Genomic DNA, 19,956 nt, shown 5'->3' on the forward strand with positions numbered 1-19,956 from the left:
ACGTCTCAAAACCCGATGGTTTCCTCGAAATCGTCCCAGGACTGGTACATTTCATAACGCCCGATACCGGGGATCGGCACATGCCCGTAATAGGGCGAAAGCTGAAATTCTGCGGCGGCCTCGCTCTTGCCGGCCACGGCGGCCACATAGATGGCGGAGGCGAGCCCGGTGCGGTTCGCGCCATGTTCGCAATGGATGAGGATCGGTTTTTCCGCATTGCGCAGCACGGCCGCCAGCGTTTCCGAATCTTCCACCGAGACCTTTTCGCTTGAACTCAGCGGATAATCGACAAGCCGGATGCCGTTGTTCTTGGCCGCAAGGCTTTCGGCATCGTACCAGCCTTCACGCTTTTCATCGCGCAGGTTGATGATCGTCTTGATGCCGTAAGCCTTGGCATAGGCCGCGATGTCCTTGCCGCTCGGCTGCGCCGAACGATAAAGCTCTCCGGGAATGACTTCGTGAAAATTTCCGGTGAGCTGGCCGATGCCCATATGCGCACCCGCCAGAACCGGCAGGGCGACAAGACCGATGGCGGTTATTTTCAGAAACTTCAGAACAATACGCAACACATCAACCCGCGACATTCATCGAATGGAGGGGGAAATGGCATCGCAAATGGACGAAAACAAGTCAGCGACTGGCCCAGCCGGTTCCGTTGCGGACGATGGGAATTCACCCATCCGCCCGAAACCGTTGTGATGCAGGGATTTTCCGGCCGCCGCTCACCGGCACGAAAATTTTCAAAATGCCGTGATAATCGGCCGTCGCACGAACCGCTCAGTCGAATTCCGCAGAAATGACAGTGACACGCCATTCCAGCCGTTGCGGCTCCACCCTTTCATTGTTGCGCATCCGGAACGCCCGGCAGGCCGAGAAAGTCTCCCCGGCCTCGATCCGTCTTTCGCTCACCTGATAGGGATCAAAGGAAACGGAGGCACGGAAGGCCGGTTCGAACCCTTCGAGCGTATAGGTCAGCCGCTGTACGGCGACATTATTGTCGTTGCGGAAACTGACGCGGATCGGCAGTGCCGCATCCGGGCAGGCCGCATCGAATCCGGCGCTGGCGACGATATGGTCGAGCCGCTGGTTGCCGCGCCACCAGTCATAAATCACAAAGGCGGCGGTGGCCGTCCAGATCAGCAACAGGCAGATGACGACGGATTTGAGATGCCGCGGAAATGCAATGAGGGTGAGAAGAAGAATGGCGCTGAGAACGGCTCCGACAATCACGTCGCCACTCCTCCGCTAAAATAAAGCCTCATGCGATCTCATCCTCCCATGCCCTTTCCGCCCGCAACGCCCCCTCACCGGGAAGTCGCAACGGTGTAGTCTCAACCGCAGCTTATGCCGCCGGCGATGCGGCGAAAAGCATCGGCACCGCCATAGTCTACCACAACTCTATGGTCGCGCCCTGCGCTGTCAAGACAACCAAGCGTGACGTCGGCCGGGCGCCCTGCCGGACTTTTGACGAAACGACGAAGGGAACCAAACACGGCCAAAGACGTTCGCCGCATCAGAACAGCATGGCGGGGCGATAAAAAGCCGCGATCCGGGGCAAGACGGCCAGCAAAGCCGGGAGGACACGAGCGCCTCTTGGAACCGCCGAACCCCGACCCATATTAAAAGCAGCTAATCTATGCTATGGATGTCAGTCAGCTCAGGGAGAAAAACGATGAAAACGCTGATCGTAACGTCACTCCTGGCCCTGTCGGCCAGCACCGCAATGGCCGCGGATGCCGTCTACGAAACGCCCGCACCTCCGGTCGCGCAGGAAACCCTGCCCGTCTTCACCTGGTCTGGCCCCTATCTTGGTATTCAAGGCGGCGCGGGCTGGGCGAATGGCGATTTTTCGGCGGGCGGCCCGGTCGCCTCGGATAATTTCGACGGCGGCATTCTGGGCGCCTTCGTGGGTTACAATTACCAGTTCGACAATAATCTGGTCCTCGGCATCGAAGGCGATGTCGATTATAACTGGAACGACAATGACTATGCGGGCACCGAAATCGGCACCGACTGGCAGGGCTCCGTTCGCGGCCGCGTCGGTTATGCCTTCGACCATGCCCTGCTCTATGCCACCGCCGGCTGGACCGCGACACGCGGCTTCATCGAAACGCCCGGCGCGGGCAAGGACAGCACCACCTTCAACGGCTACACCGTTGGCGCGGGTCTGGACTATGCCTTCACCGACAATGTGTTCGGCAGGCTGGAATATCGCTACAACGACTATAGCGACAAGGACATCTTCGGCATCAACACCGATGTCGACCAGCACACTGTGAAGGTCGGTCTCGGCGTGAAGTTCTGATCGCGACCAATCGATTTCGACAAAAAGCCCGGCCATCCGCCGGGCTTTTCCGTTACTGAAAGCCTGAACCGGCTTAAATTCTTACATTCTGAAATCAGAAAAATATGAACTGTGCAGAAATGGAATATTCACAGGCCGTTCACCCGTCCCGTGCCATGATCCGGGCATAATGAGCCTCTATCTCCCGAAGCAGGCTTATGGAGTAGCCCCGATGAAAAAGATAATTCTTTCCACTATTGCCGCGCTGATCGCCACCGGCAGCATTTTTGCATCCTATGGCACCGCTGCCGCGCAGGACTATCCTTACCGCCCGCGCTATGACCGTGGCTACGACCGCGGCGGCCCACCCCCGCCGCCCTATCGCGAACACCGCCGCCACAATGACGGCGCAGCGATTGCCGGCGGCCTTGCCGCAGGCGTCATCGGCGGCCTGATCGGCGGCGCCATCGCCAACAGCAATAACGGCCCGCGCTACTACGAACCGCCACCGCCGCCCCGCCCGCGCTGCTGGTTCGAAGACCGCCGCGTTCCCAATTCCTATGACGGCGGCTGGCATACGGAAAGTATGCGGGTTTGTAACTGACATTAAAGCTTTCTCGATCCGGCTTGCCACATCGGCAGGCCGGACCGGCTCCGGCGCATTCATTCCGCAGCCGGAATTTGCCATCGGCATAGCAGATCACGCCTCAGACGTGACAGAAGCGCGCTCGCGACGAGTCGCGAAACATCCCAAGCAATTGATCTTGAAGAAAATGGTGGGCCCGGAGAGACTCGAACTCCCAACCAAGCGGTTATGAGCCGCCGGCTCTAACCATTGAGCTACAGGCCCTTATCGGAACGAGGTGAACCGAAACACCGGCTTCGCAATGGTTCGAATCCGGTGGGTCACGCTCTAACGTAATTTTTTGAGCCCGACAAGCCATTGATGCTTTCTCAAAGCAGTGCCGCCGTATTAGCTACACAATCTAAGGCAATACCCTTCAAAGGGACTCAATCAACGAGGAAACACCATGAAGACAAAAACGGCCCGCCTTTTCGCACTCACCGCAATGACCGCAGCAGCCATGATGCCGCTCGCCGCCCAGGTGTCTGCGCAGGAGGCTACCCCGCGCGAAGCCACCATCAGTGTTTCCGGCGAAGGCCAGTCGGCCATTGCCCCCGACATGGCGATCCTGTCCTTCAGCGTCGTCAAGCAGGCGGAGACCGCGGCTGCGGCGCTGACCGAAAACTCCAAGGCGCTTGCCGATGTTCTTAAGGCGCTGAAAGAGGCCGCCATCGAGGACCGCGACCTGCAGACCAGCAATTTTTCGGTGCAGCCGCTCTACAAGCATTATGAACCCAAGGATGGTGTCTATGTCGCGCCCGAGATCACCGGCTATCAGGTGTCCAACGGCCTGACCGTGCGGGTGCGCGACCTGAAGAAGCTCGGCACGATCCTCGATACCTCCGTCAAGCTCGGCATCAACCAGGGCGGCGACATCACCTTCACCAATGACAAGCCCGAAGCGACGGTGACCGAGGCCCGCAAGCTGGCCGTTGCCGATGCGCTGGCCAAGGCGAAGACGCTGACGGAAGCGGCAGGCGTAAAGCTTGGCCGTGTCATTCAGATCAGCGAAAACTCGCAGCGCCCGATGCCGATACCGGCGGGCATGATGCGCGCTTCGATGGCGAAGGAAGCCGACAGCGTTCCGATCGCTTCGGGTGAGAACAGCTACAGCGTGGTGGTCAACGTCACCTTCGCTCTCGAGCAATAAGATCGACGGCGGGCGGCGCTTCGGCGCCGCTCCTTGCGTTCAGCCACTCACATAACCCGAAATAAAATGCCCCTCGCCTGCCTTTCCGGACAAGCGAGGGGCATTTTTGATCCATCTACCGTACGGGGATATCGGCAGATCGATAAGGATCGCTGCTGTTAGCGGCGGATGACGGGGCAGCCGCGCTCATTGGCGAAAACGACGCGGTCGCGGCCGTAACGGTTGAAGCCTGCCACAACGACACGGCGCGGCGATACATCAACCACGCGGGCGCGGCGAAGGCCCATGCGGCTCGCTTTTTCTTCCGCCAGCCAGGGCGAGCAGCCACGGCGCGGGCGATCCGGACGCCCCCAGCCGGGGCGATGGCCATAGCCATCCTGAACCTGAACTCTGAACTGAACATCCGAGCCTGCGGAAGCCGCCGGCGCAGTAAAGGAAATTCCACCGAGGGCGATGAGGGCAGCCAGGCCGGCTTTTGCGAAGGTGCTGAACATGAACTCACTCCGTTGTTTCTTTGCCGACAGGGGAACATCCCCCGGCGATTGACGAGACCCTAGACTCGCCCGCCTGAATATCAGCAGAACCGAATGTTCAGCAGGCGTTCAGGGAGGTTAACGCGGAACGCCTCGATCCGGATCCGGATATCACGGCGAGATATGCAGCACGATTTCGCGCCGATGCGGCTCATCGCGGTGTTCGAAAAGATAAAGGCCCTGCCAGGTGCCGAGCACGAGCCTGCCGTCGCTGATCGGCACGCCGATGGAAACCGTGGTGAGCGCCGATTTGATATGGGCGGGCATATCGTCGGGGCCTTCGAGCGTGTGGATGATCCAGCGCATGGAAGGATCGTCCGAAGGCGGCACGAGACGGGAGAAAAACACCGTGAGATCGCGCCGCACATCGGGATCGGCATTTTCCTGGATAAGCAGCGAGCAGGATGTGTGCCGGACGAAGATCGTCAGCAGGCCTTCTTCCAAGCCGGCGTGGCTGACGAATGCCTTGGCCTCGGATGTGAATTCATAAAGACCCTGCCCCCGGGTGGCGACGATGATTTTTCTCTGCGGCACATTTTTTCCTTCAACGGGCTGGAACAAAATCGGCGCTGCCAACGTTTCAGCATGTCAAATTGTATCCGATGACGTAATGGATACGATAGTCGCGTGACGACGGCCTATAAGAGCAGAACGGAAAACCGGCGTCACAGTTGCAAAAAACGGGGAAGGGTCGGCACTATCAGAATGAATTATTCAAGCTTACCCGTTCCTCGACGAACACAATATTCCCCGTACAAGACAGGCACAGGGTGCGAAAGACTGATTCATGGCCCCGAGTGACTATCATGTCGACCTGACCAATTGCGACCGCGAACCCATCCACATCCCAGGCTATATTCAACCGCATGGCTGCCTCATCGCCTGCGACAACGCCATGCGCATGGTGCTGCGGCATTCTGAAAACTGCCGCGAACTGCTGGGCGTCCAAGGCGATATCAATGGCAGGACCGCCGAGGAGGTGCTCGGCAAAAAACTCGTCCACGATCTTCGCAATGCGCTCACCGTCACCGGCAGAACCACGCGTCCCGCCATGCTGCCCGCCATGGAAATGAGCGACGGCCGCAGCTTCGATATTGCCCTGCATCGCTACAAATCCACCACGATCATCGAATTCGAGCCCTCGCGCAGCGAAACGCAGCCGCTGGGCACCGCGCGCAAGATGGTGGACCGTATCCGCGAGGCGGACAGCATCGAAAGCCTGATCTCCAGAACGACTCGGCTGATAAAAGCGACGCTCGGTTACGACCGGGTGATGATCTATCGTTTCGAGGAAGACGGCGCCGGCAAGGTCGTGTCGGAAGCGAAGCAGCCGGAACTGGAAAGCTTTCTCGGTCAATATTTCCCCGCCAGCGACATACCCCAGCAGGCCCGCGCGCTCTATCTCAAAAACACGTTGCGCATCATCTCCGATGCCAGCGGCGCCCGGGTTTCCGTCCTGCCGGCGCTCGATGCATCGGGCGAACCTCTCGATATGTCCTTTGCCCATCTGCGCAGCGTCTCGCCCATCCATTGCGAATATCTTCGCAACATGGGGGTCGGCGCTTCCATGTCCATTTCGGTAATTGTCGACGGCGCGCTGTGGGGCCTGATCGCCTGTCATCACTATTCCCCGCGCGTGCTGACCATGCCGGTCCGGATCGCCGCGGAAATGTTCGGAGAGTTTTTCTCCATGCACCTGCAGGTCCTGAAACAGAAGCGCAGGCTCGATACCGTCAACCATGCCCATGCCGCGCTCGACCGCTTCCTTCGGCTTGCCGCCCATCACGCCAACATCGAAGAATTGCTGATCGACAGCTTTCAGGATTTTGCCGATCTGATGCCGTGTGATGGTGTTGGCCTGTGGGTGGGAAACAACTGGCACGGCCAGGGTGCAACGCCGCCGCATGACGCCATTCCAAGGCTGGCGCGCTTTGTTGCCTCGGCTTCAGAAGGCAGGGTCTGGGCGACCCATGCGCTGTCGCAAGCAATACCGGAAGCGGAAATCTACGCCGGCACCGCAGCCGGAATGCTCGCCATTCCACTCTCGCAGGTGAAGAACGACTATCTTCTGTTTTTCCGCAAAGAAATCGTGCAGAACCTGAACTGGGCAGGCAATCCGGAAAAATCCTATGAAACCGGTCCGATGGGGGATCGTCTCACGCCGCGCAAAAGCTTTGCAATCTGGAAAGAGACGGTCCGCCTGCAGGCGCAGCCCTGGTCGGAAGATGACCGGGAAATCGCGGAAGCGGCGAGGATTGCGCTGGTTGAGGTCGCATTCCATCACAGCGAGCTGATGGCGGGCGAAAGGGAACGCGCGGAAGTGCGCCAGCGCATGCTGAACGAGGAGCTCAACCACCGCGTGAAGAATGTTCTGGCCATCATCAAATCGCTGGTCGGCAATCCCTCGCAGGAGGGCAAGACCCTGCAGGAATATGTGACCGCGCTGAAGGGCCGCATTCAGGCATTGTCCTTTGCCCATGACCAGATCATTCGCGGTGAAGGCGGCGGCGCGCTTCGCGATCTTCTGGATGCCGAACTGTCGCCGCACCGCTCGCCGGAAACCGTTGTGAAACTGACCGGCCCTCAGGTGACGCTCGATTCGCGCGCTTTCTCCGTCATGGCTCTTGTTCTGCATGAGCTGGCGACGAACGCCGCCAAATACGGCGCGCTTTCGCAAAATGGCGGGCAATTGCATGTGCGCTGGACCATCGACGAGAACCGCGATTGCGAGATTGAGTGGCGCGAAATCCTGCCCACCAAACTGCCCCCGCCGTCGCGCGCGGGCTTCGGCACGGCGCTCATCAGCCGCAGCATCCCATACGATCTCGGCGGACGCAGCACGATACGCTATTTGCCCGATGGGCTGGAGGCGGAAATTTTCCTGCCCTCCCGTCACGTCTCGTCGGCCACGGCAGTCGCCGACATGCAAACCGAGGATGAAACCGCGCCGCAGCCCAGACGCTATAACCGGGAGGAGCCGTTGAAAGTATTACTCGTCGAAGACCAGATGCTGATCGCCATGGATGTCGAGAACATGCTGGAAGACAACGGCATCAAGGCAATCGAAACGGCAACCTCGTCGGCAATGGCCATTGAAAAGCTGAAGACCTATGTGCCGGATGTCGCCATTCTCGACATCAATCTCGGCTCCGATACATCGATCCCCGTCGCCCGGGAACTCCACCGCCGCGGCGTCCCCTTCCTCTTCGCCACCGGTTATGCGGATGGCAGCATGGTGCCGGATGAATTCGGCAATGTGCCGGTGATCAGGAAGCCCTATGATGAGGATGCGCTGATGGCAGGGATTGGGCTGCTGGTGGGGGATGCGGAGCGGGTTTAGGAAACTTATGTGAACGAAGCTTCCTGATTGGGAAAACCCGCCCTCACTGAAATCTCGTAAAGCCCCGCTTTTTCGCGTCTTCCGGGCTGACCTCATTTCCGATTTTAAACCGGAATTCCGTCACCGTGTAATTTTCCAGATCGACTTCGCACTGGAACGAGACGTCATGCCAGCCATTGCCCGTGTTGAACGCGCCGCCGGAAGCATCGATCGAATTACCGGAAATCCTGCCGCCCGTGTCCGAATAGGGGATCATGCCCCTGGCGGCAAATCCCGCGCCCTGAATCTGGGCCAGGGCTTCGGTGCTGCAAAGCTGAACGACGCGGCGACGCGGTGGCAGATCGCCAAACATCTGGCGTCTCTGGGCCGGTGACAGCATGGCCGAAGACAGGAGGTTTTTGGCCGCCGGAAGTTTCGCGGGTTTCTTTTCCGTCACTTCCGCCGGCTTTTCCTCAACAGGCTTGGCCTGCGGCACAGGCGGCTGATCGGGCTGCGCTTCTTCCTTCACGGGTGAAACCGCGATCTCCCCCTGTGCGGCGGAAGCCTGAAGATCGCTGTTGGCGGCAGGAGCTGCGGGCTTTTCCTCAGCCGTTTTTTCAGGCTGGCTTGCAGGCTCCGCGGAAGGCTCGGTCTTTTCCGCTTCCTCCGTCTTGCCCGGCTTGTCCTCGGGGTCCGCCTGCGTTTCCTCGGGCCTCATGGCGATAGCCGGTAACGTCGCCTGCGGCGGCGGCAAAGGTTTCGCCTCTTCCGCCGGAGGAGCGGGCGGCGGTGGGGGTTGCGGCTTTTCCTCTTTCGCCTTCTCTTCACCCGGCGGCGGGGCCTCTTCCGCCTTTTTCTCCTCGGGCGGCGGCACCAGATCGACGCTGATGCTTTCCGGCTCCTGCGGCTCGGCTATCCGCTCCGGCAGCTCGAAAAAGAAAAGCGCGACGACGGCAAGATGCAGCAGCACGGAGACGGGCACAGCCCATCCTCTCCTCCGCCATCTGCTTGCAGAAATCTGTTGCATCTCATCGAACCAAATCGAACCCGGGCTTATCCAGCAAAAGCGGAATGCCTGTTTTCACACATAAGGCTTGTCGCAGAGTTCGCCAGTGCGGGAAACAAAAAACCCGGCCAGCGCGGACTGACCGGGTTCAATTTTAAAGGAAACAAAGAGCTTAGCTGTCGAGGAAGCTGCGCAGCTTTCTGGAGCGGCTCGGATGCTTCAGCTTGCGCAGCGCCTTCGCCTCGATCTGGCGGATACGTTCGCGCGTGACCGAGAACTGCTGGCCGACTTCTTCCAGCGTATGGTCCGTGTTCATGCCGATGCCGAAACGCATGCGCAGAACACGCTCTTCACGCGGCGTCAGCGACGCCAGAACGCGGGTTGTCGTCTCGCGCAGGTTCGCCTGAATGGCGGCGTCGATAGGCAGCAGCGCGTTCTTGTCCTCGATGAAGTCGCCGAGATGCGAGTCCTCTTCGTCGCCCACGGGGGTTTCGAGCGAAATCGGCTCCTTGGCGATCTTCAGAACCTTGCGCACCTTCTCAAGCGGCATGGCCAGCTTTTCGGCCAGTTCTTCCGGGGTCGGCTCGCGGCCGATCTCGTGCAGCATCTGGCGCGAGGTGCGAACGATCTTGTTGATCGTTTCGATCATGTGCACCGGAATACGGATCGTGCGGGCCTGGTCGGCAATCGAACGGGTGATCGCCTGCCTGATCCACCAGGTCGCATAGGTCGAGAACTTGTAACCGCGACGATATTCGAACTTGTCGACCGCCTTCATCAGGCCGATATTGCCTTCCTGAATGAGATCGAGGAACTGAAGACCACGGTTGGTGTATTTCTTCGCAATCGAGATCACCAGACGCAGGTTGGCCTCGACCATCTCCTTCTTGGCGATACGCGCTTCGCGCTCGCCCTTCTGCACCATGGAAACGATGCGGCGGAATTCGGCGATGGAAATGCCGGTTTCCGTGGAGAGGTTCTGGATTTCCTGACGGATTTCCCGGATCGTGTTGCTTTCCTCGCGAGCGAATTCCTTCCAGCCGCGAGCGGCCAGATTGGCAATCGACTTCATCCAGTTCGGATCGAGTTCCGCACCGTGATACTGCTCAAGGAAGCTGTCGCGCTTGACGCCATAGGATTCGGCAAGGCGCAGCAGACGGCCTTCGTTCTGCATCAGGCGCTTGGAAATGTCGTAGAGCTGCTCGACAAGGCTGTCGATACGGTTCTGGTTCAGCGACAGCGACTTGACGGCCGTGATCAGCTGATCCTTCAGTTCCTTGTAACGGCGTTCCTGACCGGAAGACAGGGTGCCGGTGCAGGCAAGACGCGCCTCAACCTGCTGATCCTGAAGCTTGCGCAGCTTCTTGTAGGTGTCAGCGATGGTGTCGAGCGTTTCCATGACCTGCGGGCGCAGTTCGGCTTCCATCGCGGCAAGCGAAAGATTGGACTCGTCGTCGTCCTCTTCTTCCTCTTCCGGCGGAAGGCCATCGCCGCCAACATCCGTCACATCCTCGTCGCCGGTCGGCGCGCGAAGCTTGCGGGTCTTTTCCTTCTCTTCGGCAGCCTTGCGGTCCGCCTCGATCTTCTCCGGGCTCTGGAACTGGGGAGCCGCCTTGGCTTCCGGGCCGGAATAGGTGGTTTCGAGATCGATGATCTCGCGCAGCAGCGTCGTGCCTTCGTTGAGTTCGTCGCGCCAGATGATCAGCGCCTGGAACGTCAACGGGCTTTCGCACAGGCCCGAAATCATCGTTTCGCGGCCGGCCTCGATGCGCTTGGCGATGGCGATTTCGCCTTCGCGCGACAGAAGCTCGACGGAACCCATTTCGCGCAGATACATGCGCACGGGGTCATCGGTACGGTCGGTCGGTTCTTTCTTCTTTGCGGTCGCAAGCGCGGTCCCGCCGGAGGGGGCCAGTTCGCCGCCTTCGGACTCTTCGCCGTCGGAATCGCTGTCGTCGTCGCTCGCGGTTGCTTCCTCGGCATCCTCGTCCTCGATGACATTGATGCCCATATCGGACAGCATCGCCATCGTGTCTTCGATCTGCTCGGAAGTCACCTCTTCGGACGGCAGGACGGAATTCAGTTCGTCCATCGTCACATAGCCGCGCTTCTTGGCGGCCTTGATCATTTTCTTGACCGCGTCATCCGAAAGGTCGAGAAGCGGGCCGTCCGTCGCACCGTCGCGTTCGTTTTCTGCTTCTTCGTTTTCTTTGACTTTGGTTGCCATCTATCTCGTCGCTTTCCCTGACGCTAACACCTGTTCCGCCGCATCGCCGTCCGCCCCTTGAGCATCCAGCGGTTTGCCGCGAATCACTGTCAGACACCTAACGGAGTGATCTTTAATTGCCGATTAACCACGGCAGCCTCAGGCAGAATGCAAAGACAGTGCACCCGGAAATGCTTGCTCATGCAATTTCTATCCGCCAAGGCTCATTCCACCTTACTTTTCCTGAAATGGTGATTCCCGCTATTTCCCGCCCCGTCAAGCCTTTGAGGGCGAGACAGCCAAGGAAATTCTTAAAAAGAGCCGCATTTTGCGGGTTATCACCAGACTATCCCCTATTTAGGACGCCTGCCGCAAAAGGCAACCCCAAACACCTTTCAATTCTGCCGACCGCCCTCAGCCATGGCCGACGGCCGGCCCCTTCACCCGGCCGGACATGACCCCGAAACCATCGATGATCGCCTCCTGATTTTCCATACGGCCGATTTCCAGCTGCACTTCGGCCAGCGCCCGCACCAGCAATGTACCGCGTTCGTCATCCGTCGCCTCGGCGATTTCCCGCTCCAGTTCCTTTTTCTGCCAGAGCAGGGATTTCGTCCTCTTATGCAGGGAAAGCGCCTGCACATAACCCTCGCGCGCATCCTCCATCGCCGCCTGCTCCGTTGCCGTCCACAGGCGGGCATTGCGAACCTGCTGATCCATGGCCTTCAAAAGCACCTCGAAACCCTGCTGCGACAGGCGCTCGATCAGCCCGGCCCGCGAAATCTCCGCCGCACTTTCCGCCGCATAGGTCAGCACCGTCGACCACAGGCGCTGCAGATCGCGGTTCTCGTAGTCGATGGCGGCAATCTCGTCATATTCCTCGAGCAGCAATTCGGGATGGTTGACGATGGTGATGGCAAGAACGCTTTCCCGGAGCGAAGGCTTTGTCTGATAGCCCCTGACGAGACCGGATTGCGCCAGCCGGTCGGAAATGCTGCTGGCCGGCGCAGCCATCGCCCCGCCCCGCCCCGGCGCATTGCGCTGGAAGCCGCGTCCCGCCGGCTGCGCGCCGTTGCGGCGGAAATTGCCGTTCTGAGCCCCGTTTTGCTGAAAACGCGGCTGGAAAAAGCCGTTCAGCCTGTCGCGCATATCCTGCTGGTAAAAACGGCGCACCGTCTCGTCGCCGATAACGGCCACAATCTGCCGCAACCGGCTTTCAAGCTGCGCGCGTTTTTCCGGCGTATCGAAAGTGACGCCGGAGGTCTCGCGGCTCCAGATCATCGCGGCCAGCGGCTTGGCCTCTGAAAGTACCCGGTCAAAAGGCGCGCGCCCCTCAAGCCGCACGAGATCGTCCGGATCCTTGCCATCGGGCAGAAGCGCGAAGCTGACGGAACGATCCGGCTTGATATGCGGCAGGGCAAGATCGGCCGCACGGTTGGCGGCGCGAATGCCGGCGCCATCGCCATCGAAGCAGAGAACCGGCTGCGGCGACATTTTCCAGAGGAGATCGAGCTGGCTTTCGGTCAGCGCCGTGCCGAGCGGCGCGACGGCATTTTCCACACCCGCCTGATAGAGCGCGATAACATCCATATAACCTTCGACGGCGATGACCGAACCGCCGGCCGCCTGCGAGGCGCGCCGGGCGCGGGCGAAATTGTAGAGAACATTGCCCTTGTGAAACAGCTCGGTCTCGTTGGAGTTCAGATATTTCGCCACCGCATCCGCGGCCATCGCGCGGCCGCCGAAAGCGATCACCTTTTCCCGCGACGACAGGATCGGAAACATGATGCGGTCTCGGAAGCGGTCGTAGGAGACCGGCACATTCTCATGCACCACCAGCCCGCAGGCCTCCATCTGTTCCTTCGTCACGCCTTTGCTCGCCAGATGCTCTTTCAGCGCATTGCGGCTATCGGGCGCATAACCCAGCCGGAAAGTCTCGATGGTGCGCCCGGTCAACCCGCGATCGCGCAGGTAAGCCCGCGCCCGCGCACCGAGCGCGGTCTGCAACTGGTCCTGAAAGAACAGCGTCGCCATTTCCATGACGTCCTGAAGCGAGGTGCGCTCGCGCTCGCGCTTTTCCGCCTGCGGATCGGGCTGCGGCATGGAAATGCCGGCCATATCGGCAATCTGCTGCACGGCCTCCGGAAAACTCAGGCCCTCAAGCTCGGTCAGAAAGCGGAAGTGATCGCCGGAAACGCCGCAACCGAAGCAATGATACCGCCCCTTGCGGTCCTCACAATGGAAGCTCGGGCTTTTCTCGCCATGGAACGGGCAGCAGGCCCAATAATCCCCGCGCGACGTGTTGGTCTTCTTCTTGTCCCAGGACACACGTCGGCCGATCACATCGGAGATGTGCACGCGGTCGCGTATCTCATCGAGGAAAGAGTTGGAAAAGCGCATGGGTTACCTATTCGAGGCCAGTCTTTCATATAAGCGCGGAAAGAGGCCAGCACAAAACTTAAAGAACAGGAATACCCGATATTCACAGGCCACGACGGCAAAATCACATCGCCATTGCGCCCGCTTCGGGCAAATTTATGGCACCGCAGCATCACCAAAAATTATGTTTTTGTAATTTGAGCCGGCCACAGCGGCGATATAAAAACATAAACGAAGGCAGCAATTGACCTCCGTATAATCTGCCGACGCCCGCAGGCACGTCCCCCGAAAAATGCCTGTGAAGGACCGCATTTTGATCCGCCGGAATGCGTTTTCGTCGACAGAAAAAAGGCAGGGCAGCCCACATCTGCCCTGCCTTTACTTTTTAAGGATGCCCGAACTTACTTCAGCAAATCCTTGACGACGCCGGAAGCCTTGGCGAAGTCGATCTGGCCGGGATAACGCTCCTTCAGCGCATTCATGCACTTGCCCATGTCGCGCAGGCCGGAGGCGCCGGTCTCTGTGATGACGGCCTGGCAGAGTTCGCGCACCTTCTCGGCCGGGATTTCTTCCGGCATGAATTCCTTGATGATGACGATTTCCTCGCGCTCCTGAGCGGCAAGCTCGGGGCGGCCGGCGCCTTCATAGATATTGGCGGATTCTTCCCGCTGCTTCACCATCTTGGTCAGGATCTGCATGATGTCCTCATCGCTGACGGGGTCCTTGCCCACGCCGCGATTGGCGATATCGCGATCCTTGATGGCGGTCTGGATGAGGCGCACGGTCGAGGTGCGGCGTGCATCACGAGCCTTCAATGCGTCCTTCAAAGCGTTTGCGAACGTGTCGCGCATCATTTTTCTTCTCCTTGGGAAAGCGCTTTCCGCAGCTTCTCGATACGGAAACTTTCCACCTCATTTTGCGAAACGACATAAACGAGCAGACACGCTCAAGCAAATCAAATGCATAAGACCTTGAAAATACGGTGGTTTAATTCCACGTAAATCTTGGCCCTGCGGTTGACCGCTTGGGCTGCTTTCGTTATTTTCCGGCACCTGCACGAGATTTTAACGAAGGGTCGGAACGCGAGCTTTATCGCGCGCCCCTTTATGTCACGAAGCCTGCGACAAAAATGGCCCCTTACCCCCTGCCTTTCAAGAGGCGGGGTGCGAAGCGGCAGAAACGGAACGAGATGACCGAGACAGCGCCCTGGACTACCCGCAAACCGACCGCAATGCTTGTTCTTGCCGATGGCACGGTGATTGAAGGAACGGGCATCGGCGCGACCGGCAAGGTTCAGGCCGAAGTCTGCTTCAACACGGCGCTGACGGGTTACGAGGAAATCCTGACCGATCCTTCCTATCTCGGCCAGATCGTCACCTTCACCTTCCCGCATATCGGCAATGTCGGCACCAATGAGGAAGACATCGAAGACCTGACCCCCGCCGCCCGCCGCGGCGCCGTCGGTGTCATCTTCAAGGCCGATATCACCGATCCGTCGAACTTCCGCGCCGCCAAGCATCTCGATGCCTGGCTGAAGGCCCGCGGCGTCATCGGCCTTTGCGGCATCGACACCCGTGCGCTCACCGCATGGATCCGCGAAAACGGCGCGCCGAACGCGGTCATCGCCCATGACCCGAACGGCGTCTTCGACATCGAAGCGCTGAAGGCGGAGGCCAAGGCCTGGAGCGGCCTCGTCGGTCTCGATCTCGCCATCGAAGCCACCTCCGGCCAGTCCTCCACCTGGACGGAAACGCCGTGGGTCTGGAACAAGGGTTATGGCACGCTCGGCGAAGCCGATGCCAAGTATCACGTCGTCTGCGTCGATTTCGGCGTCAAGCGCAACATCCTGCGCCTCTTTGCCGGTCTGGATTGCAAGGTCACGGTCGTTCCGGCCCAGACGTCGGCCGAAGACATTCTGGCGCTGAAGCCGGATGGCGTGTTCCTCTCCAACGGTCCGGGAGACCCGGCCGCGACGGGCGAATATGCCGTGCCGGTCATCCAGAACCTCATCAAGAGCGAGCTGCCGATCTTCGGCATCTGCCTCGGCCACCAGATGCTCGGTCTCGCCGTCGGTGCAAAGACCGAAAAGATGCACCAGGGCCACCACGGCGCCAACCATCCGGTCAAGGACTTCACCACCGGCAAGGTTGAAATCGTCTCCATGAACCACGGCTTTGCAGTCGACACCAAGTCGCTGCCCGAAGGCGTCGAAGAGACCCATATCTCGCTGTTCGATGGCACCAATTGCGGCCTGCGCATCGTCGGCAAGCCGGTCTTCTCGGTCCAGCACCACCCGGAAGCATCACCCGGCCCGCAGGACAGCCACTATCTCTTCCGCCGCTTCGTCAACCTGCTGCGCGAAAGACAAGGTGAGGCAGCGCTCGCCGAGCGCTGATACCGCGTAAAATCAGGAAAGATTATGCGGCCCGCTTTTCAGCGGGCCGTTTGCATTTCACGCTTCACCAGAAGGACGAAGCGGACGGTGAGCAGAACGGCCGCCGTCGAAAGGCCGATCACGAAACCGAACCAGACGCCGCGCCCGCCAAAGCCGAGCGGAAAGGCCATGGTCCAGGCAAGCGCCAGCCCGATCGGCCAATAGGAAATCAGCGCCAGCATCGCCGGAATACGTGCATCCTTCAATCCGCGCAGCAGGCCCGCCGTCACGGCCTGAATGCCGTCGACCAGCTGGAAGATGCCGGCGATCACCACCAGGCTGCTGGCATAGGCAAGCACTTCCGCCGCCTCGGGCAATTTCGCATCCAGGAACCATTTCGCCAGAAATTCCGGTACGGCCGCAAACAGGATGCCGCCGCAAATGGCAATGCCGCAGGCAATCGCATAGACCATGATGGAGGCGCGGATGAGGTTCTTGAAGTCTCCCTGACCGCGGGCGATGCCCACGCGCACGGTCGCTGCCTGCGACAGGCCGAGCGGAATCATGAAGGCGATGGAGGCGAGCTGCAGGGCGATGCCGTGCGCCGCAAGCTGCACGGTGCCGATCTGCCCCATGAGGATCGAAGCGGCGGCGAACAGCGTCACTTCGGCAAGGATGGTGATGCTGATCGGCAGGCCGAGGCGCAGCACTTCGAAGAGCGCATGCCAGTCCGGCCGCCAGAAACGCACGAACAGCTCATATTTCCTGGTTTCCTCCCGCGTCTGCACATAGGCGACGATGAAGATGAAGCTGAAGGCATTGACGATGACGGCAACGACGGCAGCACCGTTCATGCCCATGGCGGGCAATCCGAAATGGCCGAACACCAGCGCGTAGGCAAGCACACCGTTCATCACCAGCATGATGATGGTAACATAAAGAATGATGCCGGCGCGCCCGATGGCGCTGACGAGACCGCGCAGGACATAAAACAGCAGCGCCGGCAAAAGGCCGAACTTGGCGATGGCGAGATAATGGCCGGTCAGCGCCGCCACATTGGGGTTCTGCCCGAGAGATATGAGAATGCGCTCGGCGTTGAAGAAGATCGGCAGGGCGAGCAGCCAATAGGCGATCGCCACCCACATGCCCATGCGCAGCGAGCGACGGGCCGCCGTCGCATCCCCCTGCCCGTAGGCCTGCGCCACCATCGGCACCACGGCCACGGAAAAGCCCGAGCCGAAAATGAAGACGACGAAGAAGAACTGCCCGGCCAGCACCATGGCCGCCAGCTTTTCAGCACCAAGCTGTCCGACGATGACCATATCCGTTGTATGGATGCCAAGCTGCGCGAGCTGCGCACCGATGAGCGGAATTCCCAGCGCAAGCGTAGCCTGAAAATGCGAAAACCACGACCCCGATCCGGACGGAACGGTTTCTGCAACAACCGACGAAGACATTGTAATTCACCTGAACTTTGGCCGTTGCCCGCGAATTGCGCAACGGCAGCATGGTGATGAATAAAATATTCCCTTCCTGCACGCAACCTTTGCGGATGAGTGACCAAAATTTACGCAAACGAACGGCGCCGCTCCGGCCTCGGCGCAAATGACATGACATAAGACAAATTTAGCTGAATTTTACCATTCCGCTTTATTTATTAGAACATCGCGTAATTCTTTTAAATCAAAAGCTGCATGATGCAGAATATTCCCGCCTTTCTGGCATGTCTTTCCCACCATTTCGCAAGATGAGCCGAACGGTACATCCTGTTCCAAGGACGTGTAGCTTGCCCAAAAAAACCAACCTCATGACACGCATCCTCTTTGCGGCGTCTTCGCTTGTCGTCGCCGCCTTTGCCGGTTTTTCCTTCTACATCGACAGCCTTCAGCACCGCGTCACGACGGAAGCGGTAGCGGAAAACATCGATTCTTCCGGCAAGCAGGCCGCGCAAAGCATCGCCAACTGGCTGAACGGCCGCATCATGCTGACGGAAACAGTGGCAAAGACGCTTGCCAAGCTCCCGGATGAAGAGGCGAAGCTGCGGTTTCTGGAAAACGACGTTCTGACCGCGCAGTTCATGTCGACCTATTTCGGCAATGCCGAAACGGGAAGCTTCACCACCTTCCCCAAAACACCGCTGCCGGAAGGATATGACCCGCGCAAGCGCCCATGGTATCTGGACGCGGTCAAGGCCGGCAAGACGGTTCTGACCGAACCCTATAACGACGCCTCGACCGGCGGGCTCATCATCACCGCCGCCATTCCCGTCTCCATCGATGGCAAGCTGGCCGGCGTGACGGGCAGCGACTTCTCGCTCAATTCGCTGGTCAACATGATCAAGTCGGTGGATGCCGGCACGGACGGATATGCGTTCCTCGTCAGCAAGGACGGCAAGATCCTTATTCACCCCGATCCGAAATTCGTCGACAAGCCGCTGGCCGATCTCTTCAAGGTCAATACGCCGGCGATTTCCTCGGCGATTTCGCAGACCGAAATCGACGGTAAGGGCAAGATCACCAGCTTCATTCCGGTCGCCGGCCTGCCCTCGGTCGACTGGTATCTCGGCTTTGTCGTTGATTCCGATGTTGCCTATGGCGCCATTGGCCAGTTCCGCCTGGCGGCGACCATCGCCACAGTTCTCGCCGCCGCGATCATGATCGGGCTTCTTGCAACCGTGCTTTCCCGCTTCATCGTTCGCCCGGTGACGCAGATGACGTCAGCCATGGAAGGCCTCGCATCCGGCAATCTCGAGGTCGCGATTCCCGGTCAGGAGCGCACCGACCAGATCGGCTCCATGGCCGCAGCCGTCGCCGTGTTCCGGTCGAACGCCATGGAACGCCTGCGCCTCGAAGGCGATGCCGAAGAAAACCGCACGCTTTCCGAACGGGAGCGCAGCGAGCGCGAAAGACTGGCGGCAAAGGACGCCGCCGACATCCAGTTCGCGGTCGATTCGCTCGCCCGTGGACTGGCGCATCTTTCCGATGGCGACCTCAATTACCGCATCGACACGCCCTTCGTGACCCGCATCGACCGTCTGCGCGATGATTTCAACAATTCCGTTGCCAAGCTGAACGCCGCGCTCAGCACCGTCGGCCAGAACGCCCGCGCCATCGACGCCGGGGCTGGCGAAATCCGTCAGTCCGCCGACGATCTGGCGCGACGCACCGAGCAGCAGGCAGCCTCCGTGGAAGAGACCGCGGCGGCGCTTGAGGAAATCACAACCACCGTCAAGGATTCCGCCCGCCGTGCGGAAGAAGTGGGCCGTCTGGTCGACCGCGCCCGCAACAATGCCGAACGGTCCGGCGTCATCGTCGAAGATGCGGTTCGCGCCATGGAAGGCATCGAAAAATCGTCGTCCGAGATCAGTAACATCATCGGCGTGATCGACGAGATCGCCTTCCAGACCAATCTTCTGGCGCTGAATGCAGGCGTGGAAGCCGCCCGCGCCGGTGAGGCTGGCAAGGGTTTTGCCGTCGTCGCACAGGAAGTGCGCGAGCTTGCCCAGCGCTCCGCCAATGCGGCGAAAGAGATCAAGACGCTGATCAACGCTTCGACATCGCAGGTGCAGTCCGGCGTCGATCTCGTCGGCAATGCCGGCAAGGCGCTGGAAACCATCGTCCGCGAAGTACAGGAGATCAATCGCCACATCGACGCCATCGTGACGTCGTCGCGCGAACAGTCCACCGGCCTTCAGGAAATCAACACCGCCATCAACACCATCGATCAGGGCACGCAGCAGAACGCCGCCATGGTCGAGGAACAGACGGCCGCAAGCCACGGGCTCGCCTCGGAAGCGGCGGCGCTCAACGAGTTGCTCGCGCAGTTCCAGCTCGCCACGGCCAGCCGGCGGCAGGCGGAATATGGGCGGGCGGCTTGAGGGGGAAAAGACCATGGCCAGCGCTATCGTCACCAGATCGCTGCCAGCCGCTACGTACTCTCGACGTCATCCTCGGGCTTGTCCCGAGGATCCAACCACGTCGCGTTAAATCCGATCGGTTGCAGATGCTCGGGACAAGCCCGAGCATGACGGAAGCGAGGTCTTGCGCCTTTCTCACCACTCTGATGGCCGGAGCGATCCGG

At 59.8% G+C, this 19,956-nt stretch carries 15 protein-coding genes and 1 tRNA gene; 6 read left to right on the plus strand and 10 right to left on the minus strand.

The window, feature by feature from the left end:
• Positions 1-5: 5 nt before the first annotated feature.
• Positions 6-566, minus strand: a complete 561-nt coding sequence (locus ACQZ5G_RS13785; protein WP_003522823.1) for a dual specificity protein phosphatase family protein — start codon at positions 564-566, stop codon at positions 6-8.
• A 211-nt stretch (positions 567-777) separates the two neighbouring features.
• Positions 778-1,230: a hypothetical protein gene (locus ACQZ5G_RS13790; RefSeq protein WP_003522824.1), complete on the minus strand. Its 453-nt coding sequence runs from the start codon at positions 1,228-1,230 to the stop codon at positions 778-780.
• Between the two features lie 442 nt (positions 1,231-1,672).
• Between ACQZ5G_RS13790 and ACQZ5G_RS13795 the strand changes: the two genes are divergently transcribed.
• Complete coding sequence (locus ACQZ5G_RS13795) at positions 1,673-2,305, plus strand: outer membrane protein (protein WP_003522825.1); 633 nt, start codon at positions 1,673-1,675, stop codon at positions 2,303-2,305.
• A 211-nt stretch (positions 2,306-2,516) separates the two neighbouring features.
• On the plus strand, positions 2,517-2,888 hold the full coding sequence (locus ACQZ5G_RS13800) for a hypothetical protein (RefSeq protein WP_003522826.1): 372 nt from the start codon (positions 2,517-2,519) through the stop codon (positions 2,886-2,888).
• A 170-nt stretch (positions 2,889-3,058) separates the two neighbouring features.
• Here the strand turns inward: ACQZ5G_RS13800 and ACQZ5G_RS13805 are convergent.
• Positions 3,059-3,134: transfer RNA gene (locus ACQZ5G_RS13805), tRNA-Ile, on the minus strand.
• Positions 3,135-3,315: 181 nt separating this feature from the next.
• On the opposite strand from ACQZ5G_RS13805, the gene ACQZ5G_RS13810 reads away from it, so the two are divergent.
• Complete coding sequence (locus tag ACQZ5G_RS13810; RefSeq protein ID WP_196379172.1) at positions 3,316-4,059, plus strand: SIMPL domain-containing protein; 744 nt, start codon at positions 3,316-3,318, stop codon at positions 4,057-4,059.
• A 158-nt stretch (positions 4,060-4,217) separates the two neighbouring features.
• Here the strand turns inward: ACQZ5G_RS13810 and ACQZ5G_RS13815 are convergent, their stop codons facing one another.
• Positions 4,218-4,553 carry a hypothetical protein gene (locus ACQZ5G_RS13815; protein ID WP_065655756.1) on the minus strand — a complete coding sequence of 112 codons (336 nt, stop codon included), beginning with the start codon at positions 4,551-4,553 and terminating at the stop codon, positions 4,218-4,220.
• 150 nt (positions 4,554-4,703) lie between these two features.
• Complete coding sequence (locus tag ACQZ5G_RS13820) at positions 4,704-5,126, minus strand: secondary thiamine-phosphate synthase enzyme YjbQ (protein WP_448736567.1); 423 nt, start codon at positions 5,124-5,126, stop codon at positions 4,704-4,706.
• A gap of 253 nt (positions 5,127-5,379) precedes the next feature.
• Between ACQZ5G_RS13820 and ACQZ5G_RS13825 the strand changes: the two genes are divergently transcribed.
• Positions 5,380-7,932, plus strand: a complete 2,553-nt coding sequence (locus ACQZ5G_RS13825; protein ID WP_448736566.1) for an HWE histidine kinase domain-containing protein — start codon at positions 5,380-5,382, stop codon at positions 7,930-7,932.
• Between the two features lie 43 nt (positions 7,933-7,975).
• Here ACQZ5G_RS13825 and ACQZ5G_RS13830 read toward each other — a convergent pair whose 3' ends face one another.
• The 4 genes from ACQZ5G_RS13830 to ACQZ5G_RS13845 form a co-directional block, all read right to left on the minus strand.
• Complete coding sequence (locus ACQZ5G_RS13830) at positions 7,976-8,893, minus strand: DUF930 domain-containing protein (protein WP_003522831.1); 918 nt, start codon at positions 8,891-8,893, stop codon at positions 7,976-7,978.
• A gap of 196 nt (positions 8,894-9,089) precedes the next feature.
• Complete coding sequence (gene rpoD, locus ACQZ5G_RS13835) at positions 9,090-11,144, minus strand: RNA polymerase sigma factor RpoD (protein WP_003494761.1); 2,055 nt, start codon at positions 11,142-11,144, stop codon at positions 9,090-9,092.
• A gap of 393 nt (positions 11,145-11,537) precedes the next feature.
• Positions 11,538-13,523: a DNA primase gene (gene dnaG, locus ACQZ5G_RS13840; protein ID WP_448736565.1), complete on the minus strand. Its 1,986-nt coding sequence runs from the start codon at positions 13,521-13,523 to the stop codon at positions 11,538-11,540.
• Positions 13,524-13,903: 380 nt separating this feature from the next.
• A complete protein-coding gene (locus ACQZ5G_RS13845; protein ID WP_003522833.1) occupies positions 13,904-14,356 on the minus strand; it encodes a GatB/YqeY domain-containing protein in 453 nt (150 codons plus the stop codon).
• 335 nt (positions 14,357-14,691) lie between these two features.
• Here ACQZ5G_RS13845 and carA point away from each other — a divergent pair, with 335 nt between their 5' ends.
• On the plus strand, positions 14,692-15,897 hold the full coding sequence (carA, locus tag ACQZ5G_RS13850) for a glutamine-hydrolyzing carbamoyl-phosphate synthase small subunit (protein ID WP_003522834.1): 1,206 nt from the start codon (positions 14,692-14,694) through the stop codon (positions 15,895-15,897).
• A gap of 38 nt (positions 15,898-15,935) precedes the next feature.
• On the opposite strand, the gene ACQZ5G_RS13855 is transcribed toward carA, so the two are convergent.
• A complete protein-coding gene (locus ACQZ5G_RS13855) occupies positions 15,936-17,333 on the minus strand; it encodes an MATE family efflux transporter (RefSeq protein WP_020809198.1) in 1,398 nt (465 codons plus the stop codon).
• A gap of 329 nt (positions 17,334-17,662) precedes the next feature.
• Here ACQZ5G_RS13855 and mcpU point away from each other — a divergent pair, with 329 nt between their 5' ends.
• Positions 17,663-19,753: a methyl-accepting chemotaxis protein McpU gene (gene mcpU, locus ACQZ5G_RS13860; RefSeq protein WP_448736564.1), complete on the plus strand. Its 2,091-nt coding sequence runs from the start codon at positions 17,663-17,665 to the stop codon at positions 19,751-19,753.
• Positions 19,754-19,956 lie beyond the last annotated feature (203 nt).

The organism is Agrobacterium sp. 22-214-1 (assembly GCF_053522465.1).

Bases quoted from the DNA above. Each gene is read 5' to 3' on its own strand.
- carA (WP_003522834.1), top strand. From the start codon at position 14,692: ATGACCGAGACAGCGCCCTGGACTACCCGCAAACCGACCGCAATGCTT.
- ACQZ5G_RS13795 (WP_003522825.1), top strand. From the start codon at position 1,673: ATGAAAACGCTGATCGTAACGTCACTCCTGGCCCTGTCGGCCAGCACC.
- ACQZ5G_RS13825 (WP_448736566.1), top strand. From the start codon at position 5,380: ATGGCCCCGAGTGACTATCATGTCGACCTGACCAATTGCGACCGCGAA.
- rpoD (WP_003494761.1), bottom strand. From the start codon at position 11,144: ATGGCAACCAAAGTCAAAGAAAACGAAGAAGCAGAAAACGAACGCGAC.
- ACQZ5G_RS13855 (WP_020809198.1), bottom strand. From the start codon at position 17,333: ATGTCTTCGTCGGTTGTTGCAGAAACCGTTCCGTCCGGATCGGGGTCG.
- ACQZ5G_RS13845 (WP_003522833.1), bottom strand. From the start codon at position 14,356: ATGATGCGCGACACGTTCGCAAACGCTTTGAAGGACGCATTGAAGGCT.
- ACQZ5G_RS13810 (WP_196379172.1), top strand. From the start codon at position 3,316: ATGAAGACAAAAACGGCCCGCCTTTTCGCACTCACCGCAATGACCGCA.
- dnaG (WP_448736565.1), bottom strand. From the start codon at position 13,523: ATGCGCTTTTCCAACTCTTTCCTCGATGAGATACGCGACCGCGTGCAC.
- ACQZ5G_RS13800 (WP_003522826.1), top strand. From the start codon at position 2,517: ATGAAAAAGATAATTCTTTCCACTATTGCCGCGCTGATCGCCACCGGC.
- ACQZ5G_RS13815 (WP_065655756.1), bottom strand. From the start codon at position 4,553: ATGTTCAGCACCTTCGCAAAAGCCGGCCTGGCTGCCCTCATCGCCCTC.